At 59.6% G+C, this 19,390-nt stretch carries 15 protein-coding genes and 1 tRNA gene; 13 read left to right on the top strand and 3 right to left on the bottom strand.

The features are described 5' to 3' along the window. Nucleotides 1–214: 214 nt before the first annotated feature. Entirely contained in the window at nucleotides 215–1,564 is a 1,350-nt protein-coding gene (hemN, locus tag EN949_RS20420) for an oxygen-independent coproporphyrinogen III oxidase (RefSeq protein ID WP_063169226.1), read from the bottom strand. Between the two features lie 152 nt (nucleotides 1,565–1,716). On the opposite strand from hemN, the gene EN949_RS20415 reads away from it, so the two are divergent. From EN949_RS20415 to EN949_RS20360, 12 genes are all read left to right on the top strand, one after another. Then, the gene (locus EN949_RS20415) at nucleotides 1,717–2,460 is read left to right on the top strand and encodes a Crp/Fnr family transcriptional regulator (protein WP_024502861.1); all 744 of its coding nucleotides are present in this window, start codon (nucleotides 1,717–1,719) and stop codon (nucleotides 2,458–2,460) included. 494 nt (nucleotides 2,461–2,954) lie between these two features. Beyond that, nucleotides 2,955–4,574 (top strand): cytochrome-c oxidase, cbb3-type subunit I, encoded by a 1,620-nt coding sequence (gene ccoN / locus EN949_RS20410; RefSeq protein WP_063169225.1) that lies wholly within the window; start codon nucleotides 2,955–2,957, stop codon nucleotides 4,572–4,574. Further along, on the top strand, nucleotides 4,574–5,305 hold the full coding sequence (ccoO, locus tag EN949_RS20405; RefSeq protein WP_063169224.1) for a cytochrome-c oxidase, cbb3-type subunit II: 732 nt from the start codon (nucleotides 4,574–4,576) through the stop codon (nucleotides 5,303–5,305). The genes ccoN and ccoO overlap by 1 nt, the downstream gene beginning before the upstream one ends. A gap of 11 nt (nucleotides 5,306–5,316) precedes the next feature. After that, complete coding sequence (locus EN949_RS20400) at nucleotides 5,317–5,466, top strand: cbb3-type cytochrome c oxidase subunit 3 (protein WP_024502864.1); 150 nt, start codon at nucleotides 5,317–5,319, stop codon at nucleotides 5,464–5,466. Nucleotides 5,467–5,468: 2 nt separating this feature from the next. Beyond that, a complete protein-coding gene (ccoP, locus tag EN949_RS20395) occupies nucleotides 5,469–6,332 on the top strand; it encodes a cytochrome-c oxidase, cbb3-type subunit III (protein WP_063169223.1) in 864 nt (287 codons plus the stop codon). Between the two features lie 167 nt (nucleotides 6,333–6,499). Beyond that, the gene (gene ccoG / locus EN949_RS20390) at nucleotides 6,500–8,059 is read left to right on the top strand and encodes a cytochrome c oxidase accessory protein CcoG (protein WP_063169222.1); all 1,560 of its coding nucleotides are present in this window, start codon (nucleotides 6,500–6,502) and stop codon (nucleotides 8,057–8,059) included. Beyond that, nucleotides 8,056–8,553 carry a FixH family protein gene (locus EN949_RS20385; protein ID WP_063169221.1) on the top strand — a complete coding sequence of 166 codons (498 nt, stop codon included), beginning with the start codon at nucleotides 8,056–8,058 and terminating at the stop codon, nucleotides 8,551–8,553. Before ccoG ends, EN949_RS20385 begins: the two co-directional genes overlap by 4 nt. Further along, nucleotides 8,550–10,829 carry a cation-translocating P-type ATPase gene (locus tag EN949_RS20380; protein WP_063169220.1) on the top strand — a complete coding sequence of 760 codons (2,280 nt, stop codon included), beginning with the start codon at nucleotides 8,550–8,552 and terminating at the stop codon, nucleotides 10,827–10,829. The genes EN949_RS20385 and EN949_RS20380 overlap by 4 nt, the downstream gene beginning before the upstream one ends. Nucleotides 10,830–10,834: 5 nt before the next feature. After that, nucleotides 10,835–10,990, top strand: coding sequence for a cbb3-type cytochrome oxidase assembly protein CcoS (gene ccoS / locus EN949_RS20375; protein ID WP_081714250.1), 156 nt, complete (start codon nucleotides 10,835–10,837; stop codon nucleotides 10,988–10,990). 728 nt (nucleotides 10,991–11,718) lie between these two features. Further along, complete coding sequence (locus EN949_RS20370) at nucleotides 11,719–12,336, top strand: hypothetical protein (RefSeq protein ID WP_063169219.1); 618 nt, start codon at nucleotides 11,719–11,721, stop codon at nucleotides 12,334–12,336. 280 nt (nucleotides 12,337–12,616) lie between these two features. Further along, nucleotides 12,617–13,798: a 5-demethoxyubiquinol-8 5-hydroxylase UbiM gene (gene ubiM, locus EN949_RS20365; protein ID WP_024502870.1), complete on the top strand. Its 1,182-nt coding sequence runs from the start codon at nucleotides 12,617–12,619 to the stop codon at nucleotides 13,796–13,798. A 175-nt stretch (nucleotides 13,799–13,973) separates the two neighbouring features. Next, a complete protein-coding gene (locus tag EN949_RS20360) occupies nucleotides 13,974–15,875 on the top strand; it encodes an EAL domain-containing protein (RefSeq protein WP_082826564.1) in 1,902 nt (633 codons plus the stop codon). A gap of 1,453 nt (nucleotides 15,876–17,328) precedes the next feature. On the opposite strand, the gene EN949_RS20355 is transcribed toward EN949_RS20360, so the two are convergent. Both EN949_RS20355 and EN949_RS20350 read right to left on the bottom strand, forming a co-directional pair. Continuing rightward, nucleotides 17,329–18,651: an integrase gene (locus EN949_RS20355; protein ID WP_063169217.1), complete on the bottom strand. Its 1,323-nt coding sequence runs from the start codon at nucleotides 18,649–18,651 to the stop codon at nucleotides 17,329–17,331. Nucleotides 18,652–18,765: 114 nt separating this feature from the next. Further along, a tRNA-Ser gene (locus EN949_RS20350) sits at nucleotides 18,766–18,855 on the bottom strand. 404 nt (nucleotides 18,856–19,259) lie between these two features. Between EN949_RS20350 and EN949_RS20345 the strand changes: the two genes are divergently transcribed. Beyond that, nucleotides 19,260–19,390, top strand: a 131-nt coding sequence (locus tag EN949_RS20345; RefSeq protein WP_206534959.1) for a bL21 family ribosomal protein, incomplete at its 3' end; no start/stop codon positions are given.

Raw genomic sequence — 19,390 nt, 5'->3', positions numbered from 1 at the left:
CCGCCGCCGGCTACAACTTCTCCCTCCTGCTCAGGTGGCTGAAGGGGTTTTTGTCGCTCTTGATTGCCCTGCTTCAAATCCGGCCGAAGCCGGTCGCCGCTTAGGGCTCGGATTGTTCACGGTCGACGATTTGATGCGGTAGTCGCCTATGAGCGGTCAAAACGAACGCAGCTGGTTCGCCGATCGACCAAACGGCGAGCGCACTGTGCTTTGCTCAGACCGCCACCGAGTGCCTCGCCGTTCCCCCTTTGAAATATGTATCGAACTTGGCCGCGATGGTTCGAATGAAGGGGCGACTTTCAGTCCGTACGAGGAAACTGTCACCATCGAATTCAAGCGCTCGGGCAGGATCGTGGAGTGCGATGGACCTCGAGCGATGAAGGAGCTGCTCGCCGGCTTTGCCGAACCGCTCCACCAGGTCGACTGCCGAGAAGGCAAAATCACACATCAGCCGCTCGATGATCCAGCCACGGACGCGATCGTCGTCGGAAAGGGCAACGCCGCGGACGGCAGCCAACCCGCCATCCGCAACCATGCGCCCGTACCCGGCAGTCGAAGCCATGTTCTGCACGTAGCCTTGGCGAAAACGACCGATGGACGAAGGGCCAAGTCCGATCAGTGTCGGGCAGCGATCCTCAGTGTAGCCCTGAAAATTGCGATGCAAAACCCCTGCGCGGGCCGCTATGGCCAGCGCATCGTCGGGCTTCGCGAAATGATCGAGTCCTATTGCCTCATATCCCTTGGCGACAATTGCCCGCGCCGCGAGTTGAGATTGGGCGAAACGCTCAGTGGGACTCGGCAGCCATGCCTCGTCGATCATCGTCTGATGCTTCTTGAACCAGGGCACATGTGCGTAGCCGAACAGGGCCATCCGGTCTGGCTCCAAGGTCAGTGCCTGCGCCACCGTGGAACAGATCGTCTCGCGTGTCTGATTCGGGAGCCCGTAGAGCAGGTCCAGATTGACCGATTCGACGCCCCGCGAACGAACCCCGTCGACGACTGCCTTGGTCTGCAAAAAACTCTGCTCACGATTAATTGCTTTTTGCACTTGCGGATCGAAATCCTGCACGCCGAGGCTCGCCCGCGTTACGCCGATTTGAGCAAGTGCATCAAGGCGCGCCTTGTCCATGTCGTTGGTTTCGATTTCGATGCTGACCGTAGCATCCGGGAGAAGGTCGAAGCTGTCCCGCAAGGCCGCTCCAAGAGCAACCATATCATCGGGCCTCAGAATAGTTGGCGAACCGCCACCGAAGTGGATTGCACGGACATGTGCCTTGCCGCTCACCAGACCGGCAATCGTGACGATTTCGGCATTCAGCGAGCGCAGATAAGCGGCCACCGGCTCATATTGGTGCGTCTGCTTGGTGTGGCAGGCGCAGAACCAGCAGAGCTTGTCGCAGTAAGGAATGTGCAGGTACAGCGAGATTTCGTCGCCGCTTTCCAGCGTCTCCAACCAGCCACGGTAAATGGCAGCATCGATCCCCGAATGGAAATGCGGCGCCGTCGGATAGCTGGTGTAGCGTGGGACGTTCTCGCTGAGTTTGACAGCTATTTCCGATTGCATCTCGCGTTCACCGTGTTGCCCGCCGGAACACTGCACGCATCGCTGAAGCAGACCCTGATCTCGATCAGCCGCGCTCATGGACAAACCGCCGCAGGATTTCTCTACCCTGGATGGGTATCCTGCCGGCAGTTAGGATCGGGTAAGGCGAACGCATGACCTTTCGGCAAGACATTCATAGTTCCGGCATTCCTGTTCTTTGCTTCCCTTGCGAGGCACGGCGTCGCGGTGTCTGCGGTGCGCTCGATCCAGACAATTTGGTTGGGCTCGCCAAGACTTGCTCGCGTCGCCGGATCGAGTCAGGAATGGAGTTGACCGGCGAGGCACAGAACGTCGACAGCTACTCCAACGTGCTTTCAGGCGTGGTAAAGCTATCAAAGAGCCTGTCGGATGGGCGCCAGCAGATCGTCGGTCTCCAGTTTGCACCGGATTTTCTGGGACGTCCTTTCAAGGAGGAAAGCTCGATCAATGCGGAAGCGGCAACAGCAGTCACGCTGTGTTCGTTTCCGCGAGCGGCCGTCGAACGGATGATGAAGGCGTCACGGGAATTCGAGCATCGCCTGCTCAAACAGACGCTGAATGAACTCGATGAGGCGCGCGAGTGGATGGTGACGCTGGGGCGCAAGACAGCTCCGGAAAAGGTGGCGACTTTTCTCCTCATGATGGCCCGGAATATCGATTCCAGTCTCGATGCGGCTTCCGGGTCGGCCTCCTTCGATCTGCCGCTGACGCGTGCCGAAATGTCTGATTTCCTTGGAATCACCAGCGAGACCGTGAGCCGCCAACTGACGCGATTGCGGGCTGACGGGGTGATTCGGATTGAGAACGCACGCCATGTGACGGTGGACAGCATAAGCCGTCTGGAGAAGCGCTGTGGCGGCGGACGCGAGCGGCCCTAAGCGGCGAGGCCATGTCGCATGACTCCGGGGCGGGCCGTGTTTGCCTTTTAATGCGATGTCGCCGCGCCTTCGACGAAGCGGCGTCACGGTTGTCGAGACAAACAGCTTTCGGGCTTTGATAGGAACGTGACCAATCGCCAGGTGTGTTTCGGCACATACCGGCGAAGCATGGTCCTTAATCTGCCACGGCTCGGCGGAACGATCGCGTTCGTTTCCAATGGGATCCGAACAACGTTTGGCAGGGCATCGGCAATAGCATCCAACGCGCGCAGAGCCTCAGCTTTCGCCTCAGCGATCGCGTCTGCGCCCGCCCAACCCAGGGAACGCCTTCCATGAGGGAGTGAGCCCGCGCTGCGTTCCTCGTTCATTCGCCACCTGCTGATTGCGCCGCACAAAATCGTGCGGCCTGACATAGATCAGGGCGAGGGGGCGGCGGCTGCGCGATTAGTGCGCTGCGGATTTGGCATCCACCAGATTCGAGATCGGGATCTGCAATGAAATTCGGCACAGAGATCGTCCTTCTAAGCGTGTTCGCTTTTGCGGCCCTGGTGGCCGCCGGCTTCGGCGTGGATGAACCTTTCCGCCGACACATGTGGGTGTTGTTCTTCGCAGTGGCTGGTTTCACTGCGATCCTGTTGCGCAACACGGAGTTCAGGCCAGCAGCTCCGATTGACCCATCCGCTTACATGGATGGTCCGATCCGCTACGGCGCGATCGCCACCGTGTTCTGGGGTGTCGTCGGCATGCTGGTCGGCGTGGTGATCGCGCTGCAGCTCGCCTACCCCGATCTCAACATCCAGCCCTGGTTCAATTTCGGTCGTTTGCGGCCGTTGCACACATCCGGTGTCGTTTTCGCCTTCGGCGGCAACGCGCTGCTTTGCACGTCTCTGTATGTCGTGCAGCGCACCTGCCGCGCGCGCCTCTTCGGCCGTGATCTCGCCTGGTTCGTCTTCTGGGGCTACCAGCTGTTCATCGTCATGGCCGCGACCGGCTACCTGCTCGGCATCACCGAGGGCCGCGAGTACGCCGAACCCGAATGGTATGTGGATGTCTGGCTGACCATCGTCTGGGTCGCCTACCTCATTCTGTTCCTTGGCACGATCCTGAAGCGCAAGGAACCGCATATCTACGTGGCCAACTGGTTCTACCTGTCGTTCATCGTGACCATCGCGATGCTGCATGTGGTCAACAACCTGTCCATACCAGTCTCGTTCCCGGGCTCCAAGAGCTACTCCGCCTTTTCAGGGGTCCAGGACGCCTTGACGCAATGGTGGTACGGCCACAACGCGGTCGGCTTCTTTCTCACCGCCGGCTTCCTCGGCATGATGTATTATTTCGTGCCCAAGCAGGCGAACCGGCCAGTCTATTCGTACCGGCTGTCGATCGTCCATTTCTGGGCTATCATCTTTCTCTACATCTGGGCCGGGCCGCATCACCTGCACTACACCGCCTTGCCCGATTGGGCGCAGACGCTCGGCATGGTGTTCTCGATCATGCTGTGGATGCCGTCCTGGGGCGGCATGATCAACGGCCTGATGACGCTGTCCGGCGCCTGGGACAAGCTGCGCACCGATCCGATCATCCGCATGATGGTGATGGCCGTCGCCTTCTATGGCATGTCGACCTTCGAAGGCCCCATCATGGCGATCCGGGCGGTCAATTCGCTGTCGCATTATACCGACTGGACCATCGGGCACGTCCATTCGGGTGCGCTCGGCTGGGTCGGCATGATCTCGTTCGGCGCGATCTACTACATGGTCCCGAAGCTCTGGAACCGTCAACGGCTCTACTCGCTGAGGCTCGTCACCTGGCACTTCTGGCTGGCGACACTCGGGATCGTCGTCTACGCCGCGGTGATGTGGGTGTCCGGCATCATGCAGGGCCTGATGTGGCGCGAATATGGCGAGCAGGGCTTCCTGGTCTACTCCTTCGCCGAAACCGTCGCCGCCATGCACCCCTACTATGTCCTGCGCGCCATCGGCGGCGCCATGTACCTCTCCGGCGCCCTGATCATGGCCTGGAACATCACCAGGACCATCCTCGGCCACCAGCGCGAGGAGGAGCCGATGCCGAGCCCCGTCGCCATCCGACCTGCGCGATCAGGAGCCAGGTAATGGGCTTGATGGACAAACACGCAATCATCGAGAAGAACGCCACGCTTCTTCTCGTTGGCTCGCTGCTCGTGGTGACGGTCGGCGGCATCGTCGAGATCGCGCCTCTCTTCTATCTCGACAACACGATCGAGAAGGTGGAAGGCATGCGCCCCTATTCGCCGCTCGAACTTGTCGGGCGCAACATCTATATGCGCGAGGGCTGCTACCTCTGTCATAGCCAGATGATCAGGCCGTTCCGCGACGAAGTTGAGCGCTATGGCCACTACAGCCTGGCTGCCGAGTCCATGTACGATCACCCCTTCCAGTGGGGATCGAAGCGCACCGGGCCGGATCTCGCCAGAGTTGGCGACCGCTACTCGAATGCATGGCATGTCGCGCATCTTACCGACCCGCGCTCGGTGGTGCCGGAATCGATCATGCCGAGCTATGGGTTCCTGAAAGACACGCCGATCGACGTGAAGGATTTCTCGACGCATCTGGTCGCCAACAGGCTTGTAGCCGTCCCTTACACCGATGACATGATCGCCCACGCCAATGCGGATCTGGCGGCGCAGGCCGATCCCAATGCCGACACATCAGGCCTTGAGGCGCGTTACCCAAAAGCCAAGATCGGCGACTTCGACGGCAACCCGCAACAGGTCACCGAAATGGATGCCCTGCTCGCCTACCTGCAGATGCTTGGCACACTGGTCGACTTCAAAAATTACGACGAAGCCGCCGGCTACCGCTGAGGAGAACGCTGATGACCTACAATTTGATGCGGGCGTTTGCCGACAGCTGGGGCCTGGTTGCGATGGCGCTGTTCTTCGTGGGGTGCATCGCCTTTGCCCTACGCCCCGGCAGCCGAAGGCTGGCCGACGAAGCGGCCCGCATTCCGCTCGAGGACGAGTGATCATGAGCGACGAGCATATCGATGAAATCTCTGGCGTCTCGACCACCGGCCACGAATGGGATGGTATCCGGGAGCTGAACAACCCGCTTCCCAGATGGTGGGTTATCACTTTTTACGTCACCATTGTCTGGGCGATAGGCTACACCATTGCCTATCCAGCATGGCCTCTGTTGCACTCGGCGACAACGGGTGTGCTCGGCTATTCCAGCCGCAACGAGGTCAGGAACGAGCTGACCGCGGCTGAGGCCGCCAAGGGCAAATATATCTCGGCGGTGGAGTCCAAGAGCGTCTCGGAAATCGCCGCGGACGACGGCCTGCGCGAATTCGCAATCGCCGCCGGTGGCGCCGCTTTCAAGGTCAATTGCGTACAATGTCATGGCTCCGGCGCCCAGGGTTCCAAGGGCTTTCCCAATCTCAACGACGACGACTGGCTGTGGGGCGGCAAGGCCGAGCAGATCCAGCAGACGATTACGCACGGCATCCGCTTCGCATCCGATCCGGACACGCGCCTGTCGGAAATGCCGGCCTTCGGCGACATCATTACCGCCGACCAGATCGCACAAGTCAGCGCCTACGTGGCCAGCCTTTCCGGCAAGGTCCGCGATGCAAGTCTGATCCAACCCGGCGCCAAGGTCTTTGCCGAGAATTGCGTGGCCTGTCACGGCGACAATGCAAAAGGCAACAGGGAATTCGGCGCCCCCGACCTGACCGATGCGATCTGGCTCTATGGATCCGGTGAGACAGCCATCGCCGCACAGGTCCGTGCGCCAAAACAGGGCGTCATGCCGGCCTGGGTTGGCCGTCTCGGCGAGATCAAGGTCAAGGAACTTGCAGTTTATGTCCATTCGCTTGGCGGCGGAGAATAGGAATGGAAGGTCCTATTCTTCGGTCCCCCCTGCCAAGCGGACGAGGCCCGGCGTGAGCCGGGCCTCGACACCATCCCTAATGCGATCTGCACAACCCGGCAAGGCTATCCTACGGCGAGGCTTTACGACAGGTGCCCCTGACATTGGCTGGGAAAGTGGAGTTGCACATGCGTGACAAGACGCAGTTGACAGGGCTCGAAACAGAAACTGTCAATTCCGCCAAAACCCGCAAGCCGCTTTATGCCGCGCGTCAAAAGATCTTTCCGAAGCGCGCCTCGGGCAACTTTCGTCGCTTCAAATGGCTGGTGATGACGATCACACTTGGCATCTATTACCTGGCTGCGTGGCTGCCTTGGGCTCGCGGTCCATTTGCCCCGGACCAGGCAGTCCTGCTCGATCTCGCGAACCGGCGCTTCTACTTCTTCTTCATCGAGATATGGCCCCAGGAATTCTTCTATGTGGCCGGCCTCCTGGTCATGGCGGGCGTCGGTCTTTTCCTGATCACCTCGACTGTCGGCCGTGCCTGGTGCGGCTATGCATGCCCTCAGACGGTGTGGGTCGATCTGTTCCTCGTCGTCGAACGTGCGATAGAGGGCGACCGTAACGCTCGCATGAAACTCGATGCAGGCCCCTGGACCGCCCGCAAGCTGATGCTGCGCTTATCGAAGCACGCCGTCTGGCTGGTCATCGGTGCGGCGACCGGCGGCGCCTGGATTTTCTATTTTGCCGATGCGCCGACGCTGGTTGGCGAACTCTTCACCGGCACCGCGCCACCCGTCGCCTACATCACTGTCGCCGTGCTGACGGCTACCACCTACACGTTCGGCGGTCTGATGCGCGAGCAGGTCTGCACCTACATGTGCCCATGGCCGCGCATCCAGGCAGCGATGCTCGACGAAAGTTCTCTCACCGTCACCTACAATGACTGGCGCGGCGAACCGCGTTCTCGCCACGCCAAGAAGGTCCTTGCCGCAGGGCTGCCGGTCGGTGACTGCGTCGACTGCAATGCCTGCGTCGCGGTCTGCCCGATGGGGATCGACATCCGCGATGGCCAGCAGATGGAATGCATCACCTGCGCGCTGTGCATAGACGCCTGCGACGGGGTCATGGACAAGCTCGGCAAGGAGCGCGGGCTGATCTCCTATGCGACACTGTCCGACTACAACGCCAACATGATGCTGGCGACCGCGGGCGGCTCCAGTTCAGTCAACCCGTCGCAGGTCAGGACCGCTGATGGCCTGTTCTCCGACAAGGTGGCGCATTTCCATATCCGCAAGATCTTTCGGCCACGCACCTACGTCTACATGGGTATCTGGTCGCTGATCGGCCTGGGTCTGCTCTATTCGCTGCTGACGCGCGATCGGCTCGAAGTCAACGTGCTGCATGATCGCAATCCGCAATTTGTCACGCTGTCCGACGGCTCGATCCGCAACGGCTACACCGTCAAGCTGCTCAACATGATCCCCGAGCCAAGGACGATCGTTGTCGCGATTCAAGGCTTGCAGGGCGCCGAGATGAGCGTGGTCGGCGACGACATCCCGGAAGGCCGTTCTTTTGCCATTCCGGTCGAACCCGACCGCCTGAAAATGCTGAAGGTCTTCGTGCGCCAGCCGGCGGATCAAATCCAGGGCACAGCGCAGACCTTCAAGTTCCGTGTCGAGGACAAGGCGAGCTTCGAGGCGGACGAATACACCGCCACCTTCAACGCGCCGGAGACTGCCAGATGACCGCTAACGCTGAAAAACCCCGCGTATTCACCGGCAGGCACATGCTGGCCATCATCCTAGCCTTTTTCGGGGTGGTCATCGCGGTCAATCTGACGATGGCAACGCTCGCCAACACGAGCTGGACCGGCCTTGTCGTCGAAAACACCTATGTGGCGAGCCAGCAGTTCAACAAGAAGGCCGAGGAGGGGCGGGCGCAGGCAGCGCTCGGCTGGACCGGCAAGCTGACCATCGCATGGGGCGAGGTCCGCTATAGCCTTACCGACGCCGTCGGCAAGCCGATTGCCTTGCATGGCGTCAAGGTGCTGTTTCGCCATCCCGCCTACGAGAAAGAGGACAAGGCGGTCAACCTCGCCCTCGCCTCCGGCCAGGAATTCGCAGCCCAGCACATGCCGAAGGATGGCGTCTGGATCGTCGAAGTCGACGCTGACGCCGGTCTGGCCGAGCCCTACCGCGAAGTCCGCAGGATCATGATTTCCCATGGAGCGCTGAAATGAGTTGTTGTGCACCGGGCGCCGAAATGGCGCTTGATCTGGGCAGCACCACGTCGGTCCTGCCGTCTAGTCAAGAGATCAGGCTGGCGAGCCGATCGCTTGGAGATGATCTCCGCCAAACCGATCTTTCGGTGCCGAGCGTTCATTGCGCAGCTTGTATCCAGACGATCGAGACGGCGTTGGGAACGCTCGATCGCGTCGAGAGCGCCCGCGTCAACCTGTCGACGAAACGGGTCTCGGTCCGCTGGCGTGGCGACGAGGTTCCACCGTTCGTCGCCGCGCTTGGACGGCTCGGCTACCAGGCGCATCTCTTCGCCCCCGAGATTGATGAAAAGGACAGGACGCTTTCGGAGTTGATCCGCGCCGTCGCGGTTGCCGGGTTCGCGGCGGGCAATATCATGCTGCTTTCGGTCTCTGTCTGGTCCGGGGCCGAAGGGGCTACCCGCGACCTGTTTCACTGGGTCTCCGCATTGATCGCCATCCCAGCGCTCGCCTTCGCCGGCGGCATCTTCTTCCGCTCGGCCTGGAATGCACTGCGCCACGGCCGCATGAACATGGACGTGCCGATCGCGGTCGGAGTGTCGCTCGCTTACGCCATGAGCCTCTATGAGACGATCAACCATGGCGACCACGCCTATTTCGACGCGTCGGTTTCGCTGCTTTTTTTCCTTTTGATCGGCAGGACGCTGGATCACGTGATGCGCGAACGTGCCCGCACCGCGGTGAAAGGCCTGTCGCAGCTGGCCGCACGCGGCGCCATGGTGCTGCGCGGCGATGGCGCGCGCGACTATCTGCCGGTTGGCGAGATCGAACCGGGGATGCAGCTGCTGATCGCGGCCGGTGAAAGGATCCCCGTCGACGGCAAGATCATCCACGGAGCGTCTGATCTCGACTGCTCGCTGGCCTCAGGCGAAAGCGCGCCGAAAAACGTGGCGCCGGGCGAAGCCGTGCAGGCCGGCGTGCTCAATCTTACCGGCCCGCTGACGATCGAGGCGACCGCCGCCGCGAAGGATTCGTTCCTCGCCGAAATGGTTCGGCTGATGGAAGCCGCAGAGGGCGGTCGCGCGCACTATCGCCGCATCGCTGATCGCGTGTCGGCACTCTACGCGCCCGTGGTTCATCTCACCGCCTTCGTGACATTCCTGGGTTGGATGGCGGCGACGGGCGACTGGCACCGGGCGATGACGATCGCCATTGCCGTTCTGATCATCACCTGCCCGTGCGCGCTCGGCCTCGCCGTACCGATCGTTCAGGTGGTCGCCGCGCGGCGTCTGTTCGAGAACGGCATCATGGTCAAGGACGGTTCGGCCATGGAGCGCCTGGCGACGATTGATAACGCAGTGTTCGACAAGACCGGAACGCTCACGCTCGGACAACCCCGGCTCCTCAATGCATCGTCGATCGATCCGGCCATGCTGGCAATCGCGGCAGACATGGCCGCGCACTCGCGTCACCCGTTTTCAAAGGCCATAACCGGCTTTGCCGCTCCTGGCGGGCAACACAAATTCGATGCCGTCACAGAGCATCCGGGGTTCGGGATCGAAGCCACTGTCGCCGGAAGCATCTGGCGGCTGGGTCGACGCGGATGGGCTGGATGGAAGGCCCGGACCGGTGGTGAAGGCAACCATGGCTATGGCGGAACGGTGCTGACAAAAGACGGGTTCATTGTCGCGACCTTCGATTTCGAGGATGCGCTGCGCGCCGACGCGGCGGCGGCGATCAAGCGATTGAACGATACTGGGGTGTCGATGCAAATGCTGTCGGGCGATACCGCAGGTGCCTGCGGTGAAGTTGCAAGAATGCTGGGTGTCGAGGACTTCGTTCCGTGCCTGCTGCCGTCGGGCAAGGTCGAGCGCATCGAGACCCTGGCGAAAGACGGACACAAGGTTCTGATGGTTGGCGACGGCCTCAACGACACGCCGGCGCTGAGCGCGGCGCATGTCTCGATCGCTCCGGCCACCGCCGCCGACATTGGCCGCAATGCCGCCGACTTCGTATTCCTGCGCGAAAGCCTTCTGGCAGTGCCTCTCGCGCTGGACGTCTCGCGCAAGGCGGGACACCTGATCCGCCAGAACATCGCGATTGCGATCGTCTACAATGCCGTCGCCGTGCCGATCGCCATCCTGGGCCACGCCACGCCTTTGTTAGCGGCGATTGCCATGTCTGCCTCATCGGTGCTTGTTATTGGAAACGCATTGCGCTTGCACGGCTTCGGGGCGAATGCGACGCTGCAAGTTATTCAAAAAGTCGGACGCTCCGCAGTCAGCTATTCGGCATAATCCTCGTGACGACGTTGCTCTATCTCATACCAGTGGCCCTTTTTCTGGGTGCACTGGGTGTGTCCGGCTTCGTCTGGGCATTGCGAAGCGGTCAATACGAAGATCTCGACGGAGCCGCCGAGCGGATACTAATTGATCGGGACGACAAACCGGAACGCTGATTTCAATCCGCTGTGCATAAGATGCGCGGATCGCGCTCGTCAGTCGAGCCGGCTCGGTCGGGAACAAGCTGTCCATGCTCCATGCTCCATGCTCCATGCTCCATGCTCCATGACCATCTTGACCTAAGCTGCACACTACATTTGTGAAAAGCCTCTGTCGTGCGAAGGACTGCCTCCCATTGCACCCAGTATGAGGCGTGTGATGCCACGAGAGTACCTCGCGTGGCCGGACGAGAGCTTGGCAATGTGCGCACGGGTTCCAAAGTGGAACGTCACGGTCGATCACCTGACCGTGAACCGCCAGTGCCGATTGGTCATGTCTGGCTGATCCAGATCAGGGTCATACTCATCGGCGTGGTCTATTGACCAGTCTTCGACGGAGAAATGCATGACTTACGGAAAGATTGGTCGTCATTATCAGCACCTTCACGGTTCTGGGTTTTCTGTCGTGTGGTCGGCCATGCCTTGTGCTTACGGCGCAGCCATTAGCTGACCGGCGTCGTGTGTATCTCGCTTGCTGGCTGACCATCCGCGTGGCTTGCGCGGACAGGGGGCCGATCAACAGCTTTCGCCTTTGATGGGTTGTGTGCGTCGTTGCCGATCCATCCCGATTCCCGGCCCGCGCCTTGAGGCTATGCGACGGTACCGGAACCCAGCGCACGTCACGCGGTTCCGCGCGCGTGGTGTCCGCTCGTCACGACGATGAACGAACAAGCGGCTGGAGTACCATGAACACCGTACACATCATCGACTGCCACAATGCAAATGACTACTTCGCCGACAGGCAAGAGGGACCGATCGTGCAGCACTTGTTAAAGGCTGTCAACATCCGCGCGGAGCTCCAAATGGCGTTGAACCGAACGAAATTTGGTGAGGCTGTAGTACGAGCGATGGAGGCGGAGTGCGACGTGCTTCACATCGCCGGGCACGGCAATGGTGACGGGATCGCTTCGTCCAGTGGGCGAAGTGGCCTTCTTTGGGCTGACTTCGTAAAAATGTTCCAGGGCTCGCATCCAGCGCCGAAGATCCTCGTGATGTCAACGTGCTGCGGAGCATCATCGGGGTTGGGACGTGCGTTTTCGAAATCGATCAACCGTCCGAAGTTGATCATTGGTTCGAGTGACGCGCGCTATTTCGACGACTATGTCGCCGCGTGGGCTTTGCTCTATCGGCGACTGAATTGCAAGGACATCGACATCGAAGCCATGCAGCAGGTTCTTGATGAGATATGCGCGGTCGTGGATAAAAGTTTCCGCTACCTTGGCTGGGATGACGAGAGAGAGCGCTACGTTCGATACCCTCACCCTCGCAAGAGAGCCCGCTTCGACGTCGTGGAGCGTGAGTAGTATGCGCAAGGGTTCCAGGTGGAATGTGGCGATCGATGCGGCGCGGCCGTCGCTGACCAGCGTCGCGAGTGTCTCGCTTGCTGGCGGCGATCTGCGCGGCTGCGCGGCGAAAGGGCGGGATCGGTTAGCCGCATCCACCTCTGAGCGCTTTGAGTGCTTCGTTGCCGATCGATGCGAATCTCCCGGCCCAGCGCCTTTAGGCAATGCGGCGGGCACGGAGCTCATGTCACTCGGCTCAGTTCCACCGTTACACGAGGATAGGCGACCGGATGGCGGCACGCTGATGGGCTCTGACGATAATTTTGACATCGTTGTCGTTGGAGCCGGCCCGGTCGGCCTTTCGTTCGCTGCGTCGCTTGCCCAAAGCGAACTCAAGGTGGCAGTTGTTGAACAGAACACATTCGATAGTCTGGCGAATCCGGCTTTCGATGGTCGCGAAATCGCGCTGACCAACGCTTCGATCAGAACCCTTCGCGAGCTCGGCGCCTGGGATGTCATCCCGGCTTCGGACAAATCAGCACTTCAAGGCGCGCGCGTGCTCAACGGCTCGAGCGCATTCGCTCTTCGTTTCGATCCTCCCAGCAACTCTGGAGAACCGCTGGGGGTTTTGGTTCCAAATTGCCGGATCCGCGAGGCGCTGTTCAAAATCGTCCGCTTGCAGGATCGCGCCCGGCTGTTGTGCGGCCACTCGGTCGTCGATGCAACAAACAGCCAAGAAGGAGCAGTCGTAACGCTCTCTAATGGCGCGCGTTTAACTGCTCGGCTGGTTGTTGCCGCGGATTCGCGTTTGTCCGCCACGCGTGATCTGCTAGGCATCGGCGCCGATATCAACCGGCTTGGCCACTCGATGCTGATTTGCCGAGTGAGGCACGAGCGCGCCCACCACCAGATCGCCATCGAATGGTTCGATCACCATCAGACGATAGCGATATTGCCCCTCGCGGAGGGCATGTCGTCGCTGCTGCTCACATTGCGCTCAAACGAGGCCTATAGACTGCTTGCCTTCGATGATGATTTGTTCCTGTCGGAGTTGACGAAACGGTGTCGAGGGCGCCTTGGAAAAATGACCTTGGCAAGCAAGCGCCACACCTATCCGCTGGTCACGACCTGGGCGCACAAATTCCGGGCGCCGAGCGCCGCACTCATCGGCGACGCTGCCATCGGCATGCACCCGGTGACCGCTCACGGATTCAACATCGGTCTCAGCAGCCAGAAGCAACTCGCCCGTGGAATCATGACTGCGTGCCGCGACGGCCGCAATGTTGGCGACCCCGACATGCTGCATATATACGAAAGGCGGCTGCGCCTGTCGGCGGCGCCGCTCTACCATGCAACGAACATATTGGTTGGACTCTACTCCAGAGACCACCTGGCGGCACGGCTTGCAAGGCATCTGGGGCTTCGCTTTGCCCAACATGTTCCCCTTGTCCGGCATGGGATTTCGGCGGAGCTCCAGCGGTGATACTGCACCAGCAGTCGCATTTTTGCGCGTGCTGGGCGAGCGATGAGAGAGTGCATGATGCACCGGAGTAATCCTGCTCCCCGACGCTGATCTCCGATTGAAGAATTAACCCGTCCTTCAGGGGGGCTGCATAGGCTGCGGACAAGCAGGAGTAAGCAAGCTGACCCGTCCAGCCTTGGAAAAAGAAGATCCGCTGGAGGCGAGAATCCTTCAGGACCAGCTCGCTGATCTGAGGGCAGGCCTTTTCGTCTCAATGCCGATAAGCATTGTGCTGTCCGGGCTGATTTTGACCGTGCAGGCCCTTTCCGGGAACGGTCTTGCTGGCGCGGCCTGGTTTTCGGTCGTTAATGCGATAAATGCCGCCCGCCTTGCACTCGCCCGTCATCAGCTGAAGGAACCCGGAGTCCAGGATGATCTGACACGGGTTTGGCTGCGGCTTCGCTGGTTTGGCAGGCTTGCTCTTCTGGCGGGATTCACCTGGTCATTCCTTGCCGTCCTAACGGCTGGATACACGACGTCTCAAGCATCGCTGCATCTAATAATTCTGGCGGGCATTTCAGCTGGCGCGGTCACGTACGGCAGCTCATATGCTGCGGCAGCGATATGCTTCATCACACCGCCACTCCTCATTGCCGCCGCATGTTTGCTGACGAAGGGAGCCCCGGAAAACTACATTCTGGCTTTTGCCGTCCTGCTTTTCGAGGGCGGCCTGGTTCGATCCTCGTTCGTTGGACAAGCGCGCTTCCGTGACGCGAGCCGCCTGAGACATCAAGCCGAGCGGCTTGCCGCGGAAATGGAGCGCAATTCCAGGGAGGACCATCTTACCGCGCTCCTCAACAGGCGGGGCCTCGAACATGCAATCGATCAGTTTGAGAACACCGATGGACCCTTTGTGGCCATGCTGATTGATCTGGACGGGTTCAAATCTGTCAACGATACCTACGGTCACAGAACGGGTGACGAGCTGCTTGCCAGGATCGCCCGCCGAATAGAGGAAGAAGCACCGGAGGGCTCAACGCTCGCCCGCATCGGTGGGGATGAATTCGTGCTGGTTTTTTCTTCGCGAAAGAATTCTCCTTCTCCCACCAATCTCGCGTCCAATCTCATAGCCAAGCTTGCTCGCCCCTATCCTGGGATCGCATCAGTCCGCATTGGAGCGTCTATAGGAATCTACTTGGCTGAAAACCCCGGACTAACGGAAATGTTGTTGCGGGCCGACATCGCCCTTTACACAGCTAAGCGCCGCGGCAGGAATGAATTTTGTCTGTTCGATGCCGAGCTAGCCCGGGAGTTGCAACGCCGCCAGTCAATCGAACGCGATCTTCATTCGGCGATAACGATGAGAAGCTTGGTCGCTTGGTTTCAGCCAATCGTAAGACTCGAAACTGAAGCCGTCGTCAGTTTTGAAGCCTTGCTAAGATGGTCTCACCCGCTTCACGGTCCCATTTCTCCGCCCGAGATCATGACAGCGGCACGCGAAACTGGAATGCTTCAGCTGCTAACTCAAACGGTATTCGCCGACTGTTGCGCTCTTATCGAGGGCTTGGTCAAAGCTGACCGTCGTGATGTTCGTGTGGCGATGAATGTTTCACCGTGCGAGTTGGAAGCTGGCGATATTGACGAGATGATTCTTAATGGTCTGGCGGCAAAAGACCTCCCTGCAACGATGTTCGACATCGAGATTACCGAAGAAGCCCCAGTGGATCCGGACAGAGTGGATGAAAAGCTCGCCCGGCTTTCACATGCTGGCATTTCTATCGCGCTCGATGACTTCGGCACCGGTTTTTCGACGTTGGCATCGCTCAAGGACAGTCGGATCAGGAAGGTGAAAATAGATCAGGGCTTCGTTCGCGGCTTAGCCAAGTCCCGGGAGAATCGGCTGCTTGTCAAAGCGGTGATTGATCTTGGTAGGACGCTCGGGATCGAGGTCATGGCCGAGGGCGTTGAAACAGAGGCAGATCGGCAAACTCTGTACAAGCTTGGCTGCAGAACCGCGCAGGGCTTCCTGTTCTCTAAGGCAGTGCCTCTCCATTTGGCACTTGATTCGGTAGTAAAAGAGCACGCGAAGGAGTTGTGACCGGCCTCTCCGTCCGTGCTGCTCGCGGAACTTTCATGTGGGGTGGACCTGACGCGCGAAAGCCGTTTCGGACGGTAGAGTTATTACGGGGGCGAAACTGAGCACGTGGTTTGGATAGCAGCAATCCGGTCCACCGGCGCACATGCAGCGGCTTCATACAAGCGTTCAAGTTGCGAGATGAGCTTGAGTGAACGACGTCGGAGAATTGCGTCCTTTGGACGCTGGTTTCGCGGTTCCCGTAGGATTCGATTACGGGAAGCGTTCTTGGCTGCTTCTCGGCTCAGCGCTCATCGGGATGAACAACGTACCCGCGGTCAAGGTCTTCGCGACCTCAACCCAGTCACCATCCCGCAACAGCAGCGGTCGGGTCCTGATCAAGCGCTCAGCCTCAGCACAGGTGCTGGAGCAACGGTAGAGCGCGGAAAACGTGTATCGGAATGCGCTGGCTCACCATAGGAAGCTGCCACGGCATGTCGAATGTCCCCAGGGGGCGGACCGTTCCCTTGCATTTGTCTCGATGACGGGCTCTCAAAGCTAAAGCCAAGAGAGCTTTATAAAAATCGCACCCGATCGGCTGCGCAACGACGACCAGCTGAGGCCCGATCGGGTGCTAAGGTCGTGCCAAAAAAGGCGCGTCACTGTCGCATTTCTAGCCGGCTTGCGATCGGACGTCATCTCTTGGCGATCGCTGCCCCTTCTCTCAAATGCGCTTAGCGGCGCCGATGGCGAATAGCGCAAGCTTTTCCACCCGTTTCTACTCCACTACCGAGACTCGTCACCAACCTCCTTTTATTCGCTTCCATATGGCCCATCCTGTCTCCAATCGAGGAGGAGCGCGAACATGGGCCAAGCCGTAGAACGTCTCAGTCTCGGGAATTCTTCTGCTCGCCAAACTGCCGTTGTCGCCGGCACCATATTTGGCAGGGTGACAGTGCACGACAAGATATCAGGCGTTCTTGTCTGGGCTGAACTATGCTTGCAAGCCATAACCCAAAAATCGCCGATCCCTTTGAATTCGAGCCGGATGAATGGGTGTTTCAAAATTTTTGGCGGTTTTAGGCAGAACCCTCCGATGGCCCGCGTACCGGTCAAGCTTCGTGAGCACTTTAGGTTCGTCGATCAGGCATAGGTTTCTTTCCCATGCCACATGCTGGCCGTTTGCCTAGTTCGGAAGCCCTCGAGAGGCGTTGCTCGTCTTGGTATGGCGTCGCCCCTTTTTCCGATCCATCGGCCACGGAGCTAGAATGGTGTCTAGCTGTTGCCGCCTACTTGGTCATCCGGCATGGAGATGCCTATATACCGACCTTCGAAAGGCTGGAATACGAGGTCGAACAAATGCGGCGGAAGCTCGGAAATCGCGAGCGAGCGCAGCGCGTGCTGGCCACGCTCAACCTAAATGGCTCGGACAGCTGGAGCCGTGAGGTTGGTTCTCAAGGCCTGGATGGCGCCGCAATCACATTCGCCCGGGCGGGGTAAAAGCGATTTTTTGGAGCCACTCGCGCTTTTGCGCTAACGAAGGTCCCGCGCCGTATTTGGGCCGGATCCATTTGTGGCCCATCAGAGAAGCAATTACCTTCTCCGGCGCCTCAACTGCCGTCAGCCGGTCCTCGAAAGTGTGTCGCAGGCTATAAAGACTATGCTCGGAAGTCGGCAGAAGTTCCTTGCTGGCGAGCACCTTGTTGACGAGCGCTGAAAGTGACGCGGCCTTGTCGCGATAACGAGGAAAGCCGTCCGGATGGAGCTTGATGGCTGCAAGTGCGCCGCCAACCAAGGGAATGTCACGGGCTGAATGACCGGTCTTCAAGCGACGGCCATTGGGGCGCACCCGCACATGCGGGATTTCTCGATCGAGGTGGATTGTTTCGGTGGTGAGGTTTGCCGCTTCAGAAAGCCTGAGTCCGGTATCGGCAATCACATAGATTAGATGGCGGGCTTCGTCATTGAGTCCGTCGAGCGCGCCTTCAGCGAGTATCTTCTCCTGAATGAACTCCGCTGTGAACGCAGCGCGTTGCCCGGGGACGGCGCCGGAAAGACGCAGGTTTCGAAAAACCGGCTCCAGCTTGAGCTGGTGAGTCAGATCGACGACGCGCAGCATTTTCGAAACATGGCCGATGTCCTTGTTGGCCGTACCGATATCAAGTCCATCCTCAACGATCCGCTTTTGCCACCACTCGCGGAACGCGATTGCGTCGTCCCGAGTGAGGCTTGCGATCTCCTTGTCGCCAATGACTCCAACCAGATTGGCAACTGCGCGCTTTTTGGGGTTACGCCATTTCTTGATTTGGTTGGGCGACATGGTCAGCAAGTTCTGTTGCTCGATCGTCTCGAATTCCTTGATAAGACCGCTCAGGCGGACCGCTGGCCGCTTCTCCCCACCCATGACGGCCGAGACGTCCTGCGCGTCCTCGATCGATTTTTTGTCGAGGAGCAGCTTGATACGGGCCATGAGTTCGTCGAGCGGCCCCGCTGCTAGTTCCTCGTTAGTGCGATAGGCCAATCCAAATGACCGCGCGCGCTTCCTCGCGGCTTCGAAACGCAGCCCCGCCTCGGCGGATTGGCCTTCCCGCAGTCTACGCCAATACGCCTCCAGCCCCGCGCCGAGGCTTTGCACTGCATCTCGCGCCCGTACACCGCGGGGATCGTCAGCCACGGCGACGCCCGTGGAAATGCGTACTAGGCAGCGGCGATCAAACGCCGCGAATTCCTTCGGCACCCTGCGGACGAGATACCAGATGCCTTCACGTTTATGCGGCTTTGGCGCTGCGGAACGTCGCATTATCTTTCTCTAATGTTACACAGTTTGTTACACAGTCTAAGATATGTTTCGCTTCGTGCTGGTCAAGCGCAACAAGGAAGCTTTTGAAAGGAAAGGATTTTTATGGAAGCTAAATGGCGGAGAGGGAGGGATTCGAACCCCCGATGGGCTTGCACCCATGCCGCATTTCGAGTGCGGTGCATTCGACCACTCTGCCACCTCTCCGCGGTCATGGTCGGCCGTTGCCGGCGCGGCGCACTAGATAACGGCTGAACGGGCAGGTTACAAGGCCAATCCGTCAGTTATTTGGCTTGCCGGGCAAGCAGCGGATTCGCGACGGTTCAGCGGCGGCGAGGCCTGGGTAGGTTGGTAACCAGTCACGCGTGCTTGCCTCGACGACGGTCACGTCGTGCAGTCGTGCTGACACGCTCGATCCTTCGGCCGCCAACAACAGTCCCGACAACAGCTGTTTGCCTTGACTCGCACTCAACCTTCGGTTAGGGACAGCGCGCAATCGGCGTGGAGGGTTCTTCCGCGCCGCTTGTTTTTTGAACCCGCAGACTGACAAAAAGACGGCTGAACCGCCAGAGGCGGCTCATCAAGGCCGACCGAACAGCGAAAGGCAAAAAATGTTCGCAGTCATTAAAACGGGTGGCAAGCAGTATCGCGTTGCCGCCAACGATCTCCTGAAGATCGAAAAACTCGAAGCCGCTGTCGGCGATATGGTCGAGATCGGCCACGTCCTCGCACATGGCGAAGG

Source organism: Mesorhizobium sp. M7A.F.Ca.US.007.01.2.1, assembly GCF_003998165.1.
Lineage (GTDB): Bacteria > Pseudomonadota > Alphaproteobacteria > Rhizobiales > Rhizobiaceae > Mesorhizobium > Mesorhizobium ciceri.
Note: the sequence above shows the minus strand (reverse complement) of the source record. Positions and strands in the feature narration are given on the sequence as shown.